This is a genomic window from Bacillus sp. BS1807G30 (assembly GCF_040047675.1).
GTDB classification, from domain to species: Bacteria; Bacillota; Bacilli; order Bacillales; family Bacillaceae; genus Bacillus; species Bacillus altitudinis.
The window spans coordinates 969,100-981,304 of the sequence record NZ_CP157353.1 but is presented as its reverse complement, the minus strand read 5'-3'; the positions used below and the strand labels follow the sequence as shown (position 1 = coordinate 981,304).

The 12,205-nt window shown below is 41.2% G+C and carries 10 protein-coding genes; 2 read left to right on the top strand and 8 right to left on the bottom strand.

All coding sequences use genetic code 11. The annotated features are described in order from the left end of the window. Positions 1 to 44: 44 nt before the first annotated feature. The 5 genes from ABG082_RS05000 to ABG082_RS04980 form a co-directional block, all read right to left on the bottom strand. Positions 45 to 623, bottom strand: a complete 579-nt coding sequence (locus ABG082_RS05000; protein ID WP_026050070.1) for a TetR/AcrR family transcriptional regulator — start codon at positions 621 to 623, stop codon at positions 45 to 47. Between the two features lie 175 nt (positions 624 to 798). Next, positions 799 to 2,211 (bottom strand): protoporphyrinogen oxidase, encoded by a 1,413-nt coding sequence (hemY, locus tag ABG082_RS04995; protein WP_100325468.1) that lies wholly within the window; start codon positions 2,209 to 2,211, stop codon positions 799 to 801. 22 nt (positions 2,212 to 2,233) lie between these two features. Beyond that, positions 2,234 to 3,172 (bottom strand): ferrochelatase, encoded by a 939-nt coding sequence (hemH, locus tag ABG082_RS04990; RefSeq protein ID WP_035703469.1) that lies wholly within the window; start codon positions 3,170 to 3,172, stop codon positions 2,234 to 2,236. A 32-nt stretch (positions 3,173 to 3,204) separates the two neighbouring features. Next, entirely contained in the window at positions 3,205 to 4,263 is a 1,059-nt protein-coding gene (gene hemE / locus ABG082_RS04985) for a uroporphyrinogen decarboxylase (RefSeq protein WP_348936621.1), read from the bottom strand. Between the two features lie 124 nt (positions 4,264 to 4,387). Continuing rightward, positions 4,388 to 6,523: a transglycosylase domain-containing protein gene (locus ABG082_RS04980; RefSeq protein WP_017360307.1), complete on the bottom strand. Its 2,136-nt coding sequence runs from the start codon at positions 6,521 to 6,523 to the stop codon at positions 4,388 to 4,390. Between the two features lie 127 nt (positions 6,524 to 6,650). Between ABG082_RS04980 and ABG082_RS04975 the strand changes: the two genes are divergently transcribed. Further along, positions 6,651 to 7,136 (top strand): antibiotic biosynthesis monooxygenase, encoded by a 486-nt coding sequence (locus tag ABG082_RS04975; protein ID WP_017366947.1) that lies wholly within the window; start codon positions 6,651 to 6,653, stop codon positions 7,134 to 7,136. A 695-nt stretch (positions 7,137 to 7,831) separates the two neighbouring features. Further along, positions 7,832 to 9,019 carry a M20 family metallopeptidase gene (locus ABG082_RS04970; protein ID WP_008348870.1) on the top strand — a complete coding sequence of 396 codons (1,188 nt, stop codon included), beginning with the start codon at positions 7,832 to 7,834 and terminating at the stop codon, positions 9,017 to 9,019. A gap of 29 nt (positions 9,020 to 9,048) precedes the next feature. Here the strand turns inward: ABG082_RS04970 and ABG082_RS04965 are convergent, their stop codons facing one another. From ABG082_RS04965 to ABG082_RS04955, 3 genes are read right to left on the bottom strand one after another with little or no spacing between them, the layout of a single operon-like run. Further along, on the bottom strand, positions 9,049 to 9,756 hold the full coding sequence (locus ABG082_RS04965) for an EcsC family protein (protein WP_272511363.1): 708 nt from the start codon (positions 9,754 to 9,756) through the stop codon (positions 9,049 to 9,051). 46 nt (positions 9,757 to 9,802) lie between these two features. Then, positions 9,803 to 11,023 carry an ABC transporter permease gene (locus ABG082_RS04960; RefSeq protein WP_007497169.1) on the bottom strand — a complete coding sequence of 407 codons (1,221 nt, stop codon included), beginning with the start codon at positions 11,021 to 11,023 and terminating at the stop codon, positions 9,803 to 9,805. Then, the gene (locus tag ABG082_RS04955; RefSeq protein WP_008348877.1) at positions 11,016 to 11,756 is read right to left on the bottom strand and encodes an ABC transporter ATP-binding protein; all 741 of its coding nucleotides are present in this window, start codon (positions 11,754 to 11,756) and stop codon (positions 11,016 to 11,018) included. The genes ABG082_RS04960 and ABG082_RS04955 overlap by 8 nt, the downstream gene beginning before the upstream one ends. Between the last annotated feature and the right edge of the window lie 449 nt (positions 11,757 to 12,205).

Sequence of the window (12,205 nt, the reverse complement as noted above, 5' to 3'; positions counted from 1 at the left end):
TGAATGACTAAATTAAGAATTCGGTCATTTGAACTTAAAAAAAATTATGTTGTTGCAGACAGTCCTTTTAGTACATAAAGCTCGAGCGATTCAGCGACCTCTTCTTTTGTTAAAGGCTCATATCGCTTTTCCCAGTCAAAAATAAGTGCAATATATAGTTTCACCATCACAAATGCCGTCAATTCAGGATCACAGGGCTTAATGTCGCCTTTTTCAATCGCTTCTTTTACTTTTGTTTTAATATAACGAATGATCATCTGCTCCATTTTTTCAATCATTTCTTTCACTGCTGACGTGCCAAGCTCCGCATTTTCCTGAAAGATTTTAATTGTAAGCTGGTGGTTTTTTCGAAATTCTAATATTGCAAAGAGTGCTAAGTGAAGGTTTTCTGAGAAACTATTCTTCTCATCTATTGCTTCATCTGCAATTTTCTTCATCTCCATTAACAGTGATGTGAAAATTTCATCGAACAGCTCTTCTTTGTTTTTGAAAAAAGTATAAATCGTTCCTTTTCCAACATTGGCAAGCTTTGCTACAAGGTCCATTGTCGTGGCTTTATACCCGAACTGAGTAAATGCCTTTGTTGCTCCATCTAAAATCATTTGTCTCCTATCAACACTCATGATCTCACTCCCAAAATGACTATTTGAACGTTTCGGTCATTAAGTACAGAAAGTAATATACCATATCTTTTTCCTCAGATGCAACAACTTTGTTCAATTTTATTATTCACCACTCTTTTCTAAACATACAAACATGAAAAACTCCCTTTCCATGACAGAAAAGGGAGTTTGTTTTTTATGAAAATAGATAAGATACAGCTTCTGAGATGGCAGCTTTTCCTTGATCAATACAATCAGGAATCCCAACACCTTCGAAAGCAGCACCCGTGATATAAATACCAGGATATGATTGCTTAAACGTTTCTCGCATCGTCGAAATCTGTTTTTGATGACCCACATGATATTGCGGCATGCTTGTTTTCCAGCGAGTCACTGTCGTCAGCTCTGGATCTGCTTTAATATCCATGATTTTCTTCAAATCCTCCAGCACAATGCTCACGATTTGATGATCAGACTGTTCAACAATTGATTCATCACCAGCTTTCCCAACATATGCACGAAGCAATGTTTTTCCTTTAGGTGCAGTGTGAGGCCATTTCTTATTTGTCCACGTACATGCTGTAATGGAGAAATCACTATTTCTTGAGATGACAAAACCAGTGCCATCATATTCATTGTGAACATCCTCTTCTTTAAATCCGAGTGCAACTGTTGCAACAGAAGTCGATGTCATGTCATGCAAGTACTCAAGCCCTGCTTCTTTTGGAAACATGGAATAGATCGATTGGTGAGGAGTTGTCACAATGGAAGAATCTGCAAAAAGCGTTTGACCGCTGTCTAATTGAACGCCATAACCTCCCTCGGCTTTTTCGATCTGGGTCACTTTTGTCCCTTTGTAAATCTTCGTCAGCTTGAGTTTACTTTCGACCGCTTCAACAAGTGCTTGCAGCCCTTGATTGATTGTCTGGAACTGTCCTTGCTTTTTCGCTGTCACTTGTTGCGCTTTTGCATGCTGCTGTGATTTTTTCATCCCAAGAATCAAACTGCGATGCTTCTGTTCTGTTTGATAGAACTGCGGGAAGGTAGACATTAAGCTCAGGCGATCAATGTCACCAGCATAAATGCCTGATAGTAGCGGTTCAATTAAATTCTCCACCACTTCATCACCCACACGTCTTCTAAAAAATTCCCCCAGAGACTGATCTTCTGTCTGTTTGCTTTTTGGCAAAACGAAATCCATCGCTGCACGTGCTTTTCCGGCAACTGAAAAAAGCCCAGTTGTAATGAAAGGACTGATTTGAGTTGGAATGCCCATGACAGCGCCCTTTGGCATCGGATGAAGGGTTTCATTGACTAATACATACGCTTGCCCTGTTTCATTATTGACGAGCTGATCAGATAGGCCAACATCTTTTGCCAGCTGGGGTCCACTGACCTTTCTTTCTAAAAATGAATCGGGTCCACGTTCAATGATATAACCGTCTTTATATAATGTTTGAATTTTTCCACCTAGCCTAGGACTCGCTTCAATAAGAGATATTTGGATAGGAAGGCCTTTTTCTTCAATTTCCTTTTCCAAATAGAAGGCGGCGGCCAAACCCGTGATGCCACCGCCAATGATGACAAGGTGTTTTTGATTGTCATGCATAGGATCGCCTTCTTTTATATGATTACTTGCTTTCATTAAGCTTCTTTAATACGACTGCTGCCAGTGCATCAATAAATGCTGGTTTCGCATTTGGCATTTCTGGACGATAGTAAGCTGCACCAATTTCATCCGTGACGACTTTACATTCATAATCATTGTCGTATAACACTTCAAGGTGATCAGCGACAAATCCAACAGGCACGTATACAAATGTTTTATAGCCTTTTTGCTCAAATAGGTCACGCGTGAGATCCTGTACGTCTGGTCCAAGCCACGGATCAGGCGTATTGCCTTCACTTTGCCAGCCAATTTCATAATGCTCAATTCCTGCACCTTCAGCAATCATTTTTGCAGATTGTGCAAGCTGATCAGGGTATGGGTCCCCTGCTGCAATAATTTTTTCAGGAAGACTGTGTGCAGACACAATCAGCACTGCTGAATCTCTTTCTTCCTGACTCATGGATGCATACGTCTCTTTCACTTGTTTCACCCAATAGTCCACAAACTTCGGTTCATCGTACCAGCTTTCAACAGAAGTAATGTTCAGTTGGCCAAGCTTTTCTGCTTCATCTTGTGCACGTTTGTTATACGATTTCACACTAAATGTGGAGAAGTGCGGTGCAAGGACAATACTCACCGCTTCTGTGATACCATCTCGGTGCATGTCAGCGACAGCATCTTCAATGAAAGGCTCGATGTGTTTTAACCCAATGTATACATGAAATTCAATCTCGTCTTGGATCTCATTCAAATGTTCACACAAACCATTTGCCTGCTGTTCTGTAATTTTTGATAAAGGAGAAATGCCGCCAATTGCCTTGTAGCGGTCCTTTAAATCTTGCAGCATCTCCGGCTCTGGCTTTCTGCCTCTGCGGATATGTGTATAGTAACGTTCAATGTCTTCTTCTTTATATGGGGTGCCATATGCCATGACAAGTAGCCCCATTTTCTTTTTCTCCACAACCAACACTCCTTCAGATCATTTGAAATCATTTAGATGGATGTCTTTTTATGTTTAGCTGAATAATCGTGAATAAAATCTGTCAGCTTCTTTAACGTGTCTGGTGAGACATCAGGAAATACCCCGTGACCTAAGTTAAAGATGAATTGATCTGATTTCATCCCTTGATCTAAAATCGCTTTTGCTCTTTCTTCAATCACTTCCCAAGGAGAAAGTAAAATCGTTGGATCAAGGTTTCCTTGTAACGTTTTTGTTAAGCCTTCTTTTCGCGCTTCGTCTATACTCATACGCCAATCCAGTCCAACGACATCAAGCGGCAAGTCATGCCAATCTTTCGCTAGATGGCTCGCACCGACACCATACATAATCATTGGTACGTTTTCAGACTTCAGCTCTGTGAAAATACGCTGCATGACAGGCTTAATGAAGGTCCGGTAATCTGCTGCGTTTAAAGCGCCAACCCAAGAGTCGAAGATTTGAAATGCTCGGACGCCTGCTTTTACCTGAGCGCGTATGTATGTGATCGTCATATCGGCTAATTTATTCATCAAAAGCATCCATGTCTCTGGCTCACTGTACATGAGCGCCTTTGTTTTATGATAATTTTTAGATGGACCGCCTTCGATCATATAGCTTGCCATCGTAAAAGGTGCACCTGCGAAACCAATCAGCGGAACATTCAACTGCTCCTCTGTTAACAGCTTGATCGTATCAAGCACATACGGCAGGTCTTCTTCAGGATGAAGCTCTCCAAGACGCTGGATATCTGCCTTTGTCCGAATAGGCGAGTCAATCACTGGTCCAATTCCATTTTTAATTTCAACGTCCACTCCAATAGCTGGAAGCGGAGTCATAATATCTTTATATAAAATAGCGGCATCTACACCATATTGTTCTACAGGAAGTCTTGTTACGTAAGCACATAGCTCTGGCTGATGCGTAATTTCAAATAGCCCATATTTTTCTTTAAGGGCACGATATTCAGGCTGCGAGCGTCCTGCCTGTCTCATATACCAAACCGGTACATGGTCTGTTTTTTCCCCTTTGCACGCCTTTAAGAACGTGTCATTAAAAGCCATCGTTTTTCCCATTACCTTTCATTCCACCTTTCGCCTTACACTCTCTTTGTATAAGGCTCAAACACTGCTTTTACTATACCGCTTTTTCAGGGCTCGGTATACTAAAGCGGCTCAATGTTCAAAAAATCGCCGAATATTAACGCCCAAAAGCCTCTGGCTTGATATAAGCACTACCTTCGCCTTCTTCTTGTGTTTGAGTATTGTATGGAACAACCTTATACTGCGCATCTGAAAACACATTTGCATACGGCATTGTGTAGCTGTTTGTTCCTGTTACAGAATCGATCAGGGTCTCGCTTCCATTTCTCTTTTCATAAATACGATATTCAACGCGTTTGTCTTCCTGTTCATCCCATGACAGCTCCAATGTAAAGAGCCCTTTGATTTTAAATGCATACCGTGCTTCAAAGCCTGACAGTCCTTCTAAATGGATTGGCGATTGAAGTTCTTTAATTCCCTCTGGTTTTTGGAATGTTTCATTGGTTATTTGGGCTGTCGTTAAAATATCTTTCATTAACTGCACTGGATACTGACTGCCGCCAGTTAAATAATGACTGTTATCCGTTTTGTCATACCCCATCCAGATTGCCCCTGTTGTACTAGGTGTGTAGCCAGCAAACCAAGCATCTTTCGTTGCTCCTTTGACACCGGAATACGTAGTTGTGCCTGTTTTACCAGCCAAATCTCCAGCGTATGATCCGCTCTGAGCGGTTCCGCCTTTGACGACCTGTTGAAGCATTCTTGTCATATTCCAAGCATTTTGTACGCTAAACACTCGTTCTTCTTTGTTTCGATTTTTTTCAACGGTTTCACCATCATCATTCGTGATTTTCTGAATGAAGAACGGCTTTTTATAGACGCCTTCATTTGCAAATGTATGAAATGCTCCAGCTATCTGCAATGGAGAAACCCCTTTTTCTAACCCGCCAAGCGCTATGGCAAGTCCTTTATCCGAAATATCCATTCCCATTTTCTCAAGATAGGATTTAGAGGTATCGATGCCAAGCTGGCTTAACGTCCATACGGCAGATGTATTTTTACTTTTCATGAGAGCCTCTACCATCGTGACCCTGCCCTCGTACTGTCCATCGTAGTTCTTTGGAGAATAGCCGTCATAGCTTTTTTCCTTGTCCTCAAGCAGTGAATACGGTCTGAATTTTTTCTCCTGCATCGCTGGACCATATACTGCGATCGGCTTAAAGACAGAACCAGGCTGTCTAACAGCTGTGACTCTGTTATAGCCTCTTGCCTGATATTCTCGTCCGCCTATTGCTGCTTTTACACCACCAGATGCGTTGTCAATAAACACAGCGCTGCCTTCAGGTGACCCGCTTTTTCCCGGGAAATAACGATTGTTTTTCATCGCATCATAGGCAACTTTTTGCAAATTCATATCGATTGGTACCGTAATAGTATAGCCGCCTTGAAGCAATTGTTCATGCGAAATCGAATACTGTGATTCTGCTTCTTTAATCATGAGATCTACATAACTGTCCACCCATGGGGTTTCTGATTTCTTTTTTAAATGAATACCAAGTGTTCTTCCTTTTGCTTCAACTGTTTCTGTAGAAGACAAATATCCTTGTTCATTCATTAAATTCAGGATGGTATCCCGTCTTTGTTTATTTTTATCTGGGTGTAGAACAGGGGAATACGTTGAAGGTGCCTTTGGCATGGCAGCAAGTGTAGCTCCTTCACTGACAGTGAGATCTTTTACATCTTTACTAAAATAGTAATTGGCCGCTGCTTGGATTCCATAGACGCCATGACCAAAGTAAAGCTGATTTAAATACATTTCAAGCAGCTTGTCCTTTGAATAATCTCTTTCTAAATTGATCGCAATAATGACTTCTTTTGTTTTTCGAAGAAACGTTTTATCATTTGTGAGAAAGATATTTTTAGCGAGCTGCTGGGTGATGGTACTGCCGCCTTCTACCTTTCCACCTGCTAATATATCTCGATAAACCGCCCTTGAAATCGATTGTGCATCAATTCCGTGGTGCTCATAAAAGCGCTTGTCCTCTACAGCAACAAAAGCTTTCGCCACTTTATCTGGGACCTCTTTTAATGACACAGGGTCCCGATTTTCTGAATACATGCTTGTGAGTTCTTTTCCATTCTGATCAATGATTTTCGAGGAAGCGTGAAAAACGAGCTTCTTCTCATCTATGACATAATGTCCTAAAAATAAAATGGTCAGATAGCCAATAAATGAAAGCACGATTGTACTTCCTGCAATGACTAATGGAATGATTATCTTCTTTTTCTTCAAATTAGGTCACCTCATTCCTTTATACGGATAGTATGGGATGTATTGCTTCATAATATGTTTTATGGATTGACTACCAAAGAATTATATATCATTCTTTTGTTATACTATCAAGCAGGAGGCGGTTTAGATGAATTTCTATATTACATATGGAACAGCAGACTTTTTGCAAAAAATCGCAAAAAAACATCATCTTGAAAATCTGCTTTATACGGTCGGTAAGGAACAAGCGGCTCTTTTTCATGAAACGGAGGGTGAGACAGTCTTTAAAGCCCCCCATGCCTATGATGTGATTTATACAAAAGGTGAGCTCGTCCAATCTGGCTTTGTCACGCTGAATCATATCCCTGTAAAGCTCGAAAGCAGAGCACTTTTTGAATCCACCTTTCAGAAAAAAACAAACATATCAGAACACCAGCGCGGCTTTCAGGCGCTTCGTGTGTTAAGACCAAAAAAGGATGAAGAGGTGTACTTGATTTTGACCCTTTGGGAATCTGAAGACTTATTTCAAGACTTTCAAGAGTCAGAAGCGTTCTTTCAGCCGCACGAGGATACTGGCTCCATCTTCTCTCGTCCTGCCTATCTGACATCCTATCATGCCGTCATAGACCATTAAGGAAGTGCTGCTCTTCGCACTTCTTAGATTGTTGACAAAGGGCTAAAATGAACTTTATTTTAGCCCTTTGTCTTCTTTTCAGCGTGATAGAAAACCTTTGCAGCCCTAGGAAGGACGAGTACTGGCGCGGAGCGAATTTGACATTCGTGAGCACCAGCACGCAGGACTGACAAAGAATGCGAGGGTTTGTCTACACGCTGGGAAGTGCTGCTCTTCGCACTTCTTTTTTTCATTAAAAAAAGCCCTTCTGCTGGGCTTTCAACGCTTATCTCTAAGCTCGTACCGATGAATGATTGGCTGAAGTACATAAAAATTCAGCAAGATCCATCCTAATAAGATGGGCCATTTTAACATAGGTGAAGCACCTTTCATCTGAATAAGTAGTACCAACAGTGGAATCAAACAAATCATTAAAAAGCTCATTTTCGAAACGAACGTTTCTTTGATTTGATGCCGGCAGCTTGGACACAGCATCATTCTCGTATGTGATAAATGAAATTTTTCGACGAAAGAAAATGCTTTTGAACAATTTGGACAGCTTCCCAATGCCACTCCCCCTTTTTCAAGCTTCATACTTAACCTTCGACTTTTATGTAAAATGACCTTTTCTGTCATTCTCGACATCCTCTTCTGTTGAAAGATTCTAACAATTACCATACAATCAGTAAAAGAGCCTAAAGGAGGTTTTCGGATCAATGACAGTATCCACTTTACACAAAAGGATCAATGAACGTCTTGATGAACATTATGAGGAAATGGTTGAAATTAGACGCCATCTCCATATGAATCCAGAACTTTCTTTTCAGGAAGAGGAAACAGCTGCTTACATCGCTCAATATTATGACAGATTACATATCCCAACACGCACACATGTAGGCGGACATGGTGTACTCGCTTTTATTGAAGGAGCTTCCCCTGGACCGACCATTGCACTGAGAGCTGATTTTGATGCACTTCCCATTCATGATGAAAAGGATGTACCTTACCGTTCAACAAAACCTGGCGTCATGCACGCATGCGGTCACGATGGCCACACAGCAACACTTCTCGTCTTAGCGAAGATCTTACATGAGCACCGAGATCAATTAAAAGGAAAAATCGTCCTCATTCATCAACACGCTGAAGAATATGCCCCCGGCGGTGCGAAACCAATGATTGAAGATGGCTGTTTAGACGGTGTTGACGTCATTTTCGGCACCCACCTTTGGTCCTCAGAGCCATGCGGCACTGTTCTTTATAAAAGCGGGAACTTTATGGCAGCCGCCGATCGTTTCTCTATTCAAGTGCAAGGTAAAGGCGGACATGGCGCACAGCCGCACCTGACAAAAGATGCCGTACTCATCGGTTCACAAATTGTAGCCAATCTTCAGCAGGTCGTGGCCCGTAAAGTCAATCCGATTGATTCTGCGGTGGTATCTGTAGGGGGATTTGTCGCTGAAAATGCCTTTAACGTCATTGCAGATTCGGCCGTGCTAACAGGTACTGCACGTTCCTTTGAAGAGAGTGCACGCCATATCATTGAACGTGAAATTGAACAGGTGGTGAAAGGTGTCTGCCACATGCACGATGCCTCTTATACTTATGAATATGTAAGAGGCTATCCTGCAGTCAAAAATCACCCTGCACCGACTGAATATATAGCAGAAATAGCCAAACAGACAGAAGGAGTCACAGAAGTAAAAGAAGCAGAAACCCAAATGGGCGGAGAAGACTTTGCTTACTACCTTCAGCATGTTCCTGGTACTTTCTTCTACACAGGCGCTATGCCAGAAAACAGCCAAGATGTGTATCCACACCACCATCCGAAATTTGATATTAACGAAAACGCAATGCCTGTCGCAGCAAAGGTACTCGCTCATGCCGTCCTTTCCTACGATGAATGAAAAAAAGCCGCTGTTAGGCAGCGGCTTTTCTATTTCAATTCTTTCAACACACGCAAGTGAAACACATGGCGTGCGACTTCACCAAGCTGTCCTGTCAGCTGATGATTTGCCACCCCACCAACAGCGGCACCGACCACAGGCATTAATTGAAACAGCTTCACAAGGTCAATATAATCTCGATATTCCTGTTGAAAGCTATACCAATCCATTTCTTCCCGGGTTGTTTCCCATTCTTCAATGAGTTTCATCATTTTTTGACGGTGTGTACTGCTTGAAAAGGCGAGTTGAAAAATACAAAGCAAAAAGAGCCTTTCCTCTTTTTGAGACAAATCAAATCCATATATACAAGCAAGCTCATAAAGACATTTCATCTTGATACTCAAAAGGAGAGGAAAATCCGCCATTCCGAGAAACAATCCACCCGCACCTGTGCCAATTCCTTCAATCGCAGCGGCCTTTTGATAATATGTCACCTTTTCCTTTGCCAGCTCATTTCGCTCTACAATAGACAATTGTTCATCAATGACTGTAAATGAAGTAAAATGGCTTCCTGATACGGTGGATTCAACCATTGTTTTCACCGCATTTGTGATGACTTGATGAAATCGAGCAGGGATTCGGCGATTCACTTGCTGCTGAACGCCTTTTGAAAACCGCTCGATCTTGGATGGTTTTCTTAAAAAACGCATTTGAAAAAAAATGGCCTCTTCATACAGTTCCCGTTCAGCTGCATTCATCCCAGTTCCCTCCTTGATGACATCATACACACGCTGTAAAAAATGCTTATCTCATCTTTTTTAATCTGCTTTGTACGTAAGGCTTGAAAAGGACAAGCACAAATACCAATGAAATGAGAAGAGCAAGTCCGCTTCCCTTCCATCCACCTGCTGGGAAAACGGCGGAGCTCAGTACAATTGACTGGATGATGAGTACATTTCGAACGAGAACAAAAAAGCTTCGATCTTTTTCTTGCTGAGACACAGGATAAAGTGCCTGTAACGACAGATGAGCAAAGTGCTTTGTTAACGGGACAAGCTGTACACCTGTGATAAAGACTGTAAACAAGACAAGTAATGCCCCCACCCAACCTGCTGCACCTGTATACAAGAGGATGAGCACAAACACGACCGTTAACCTAAACACAAGACCAAAATAGTCATTTGAACGTAAAAACGCCCTCACATACATATAAGAAAAAGCTTTACGCTGTTCATAAGGGACAAACTGCAAGACCCAGTCCATATACGCCCTTCTTTTCACTTGTTTCTTTAAATGAGGGACATCCGTAAATAAGTTTGCCAAGCGGTAAAAACGCTGTTTTCGTTTTAACTCATCAGAAATATGCAATTCCCATTGAAAAGGCTGTTTTTTTACTGCATTTGTTAAGTAAATGAGATAGACAGCATATAAAAGATAAAAAACGATGGCAATGGCATAAGCTGCTTGTAAAACGGTATACATTAACATTGTATTGAGCAGAAAACGAATCACTGCATCAATCCATCTGACATGTTTCCCTTGAAAATAAGTGATTCTCCACTGAATCGCTGTATTCAGACCTTTTATTAAGATCATTTGCGCCAAAATGAGCACATATAGCATCAGATCGCCTGAGGAGACAGCCGAATATAGCGGAAGTGCAATAATGGACACGGCAATCAAAGGAAATAACTGAGAAATGAAGCTAAAGTTAAACGCTTGTTTTAAATAAGGGTCCATCTTAGCTTCCAAAGGAAGCATAAACACAAGATCTGCCTCTTTGATCAACGTTCGCACGTAAGAACTAGTCAGTACCAATGAGAAAACAACTGCCATGACCCAATAGGATGGGAAGTGAGCTGGAATATGCTTCAGCCAATTACTGTACCAGCTCGCCCCGCCTGCAAGGAAAAAAATGAGCACAATCACAAGATGATCATTGAACATATATTTTAAATATTTTCTTGTTTCTTGTACGTGTTCTTCTAATCTTGATTTCCAAATGGTTTGCGTTGTTTTACTCATAGCTTTCTTCCTTTGTTAATTCCAAATAAAGATCATCGAGTGTCGCATCTCTCATGTTGAACTGCTCTCTTAGTTCTGTCAGTGTTCCTTTCGCTCTAATTTCCCCTTCATGCAAAATAATAAAGGAATCACAATAACGTTCCGCTGTGGCTAAAATATGCGTTGACATCAGAACACTTGCGCCATTTTGTTTCGCCGCATTCATACGTTCTAATAGTGCGTTGATCGCAAGCGGATCAAGCCCTAAAAACGGCTCATCGATAATATACAACTCTGGCTCCACAAGAAACGCACACATAATCATCACCTTCTGCTTCATCCCTTTAGAAAAATGAGCAGGGAACCATTTCAATCGCTTCTCCATTCGGAATTCCTTCAGCAAAGACGGCAGACGTTCTTCTAATTGTTCTTTTGAAAGGCCGTAAGCCATCGCTGTCAGCTCTAAATGCTCTTTTAACGTTAATTCTTCATATAAGACAGGTGTCTCTGGAATAAACGTAAATTGTGAACGATACGCCTCTTGATCTTCTTGAAGGGTTCGTCCGTTCAGCTCAATGACCCCTTTATGAGGTTTCATTAATCCAATAATATGACGAATGGTTGTACTTTTTCCCGCCCCGTTTAAGCCAATGAGACCAACGATTTGGTTTCTTTCTAATTCAAATGAAATATTTTTCAGAACGGGATTCTTTGTATATCCACCCGTTACATCTTTTACAGTTAGAAGGGACATCAGTTCGTTCCTTTCTTTCTTTTTTCCTTTATAGTACCAAAAACGAAAGACAATTTGAAATGTTTACCTATAGACAACTCATGAATAAAACATCGGCATACTGGTCATCATAATGTATGTAGAAGAAATGAACTTGATGACCAATACGTAAATGAGGTGTTTGTTAAAGGCAATGACCGCATGACAAATTGGTTTTTCATCTAAAAACCTTAGCTTCTGTTTTGCTTCACTGATTCTTGATTTTTGTGTCCTATACAAATATGTATACGACGAACCAAAACGTCAAATGAGGTGTTTACGGCAGAAATAGCAGGCATATGAATTCTTTATTTCAGTAAATAGAGAATTCAAAAGGCATATCAAATGAAAGCATCAGCATTTCTTCTGCAGGAGCAGGATGAGCGACCAAAGGAGTTCGCTTGTCCTGTTTTCTTTTTTGCTTCTTTTTG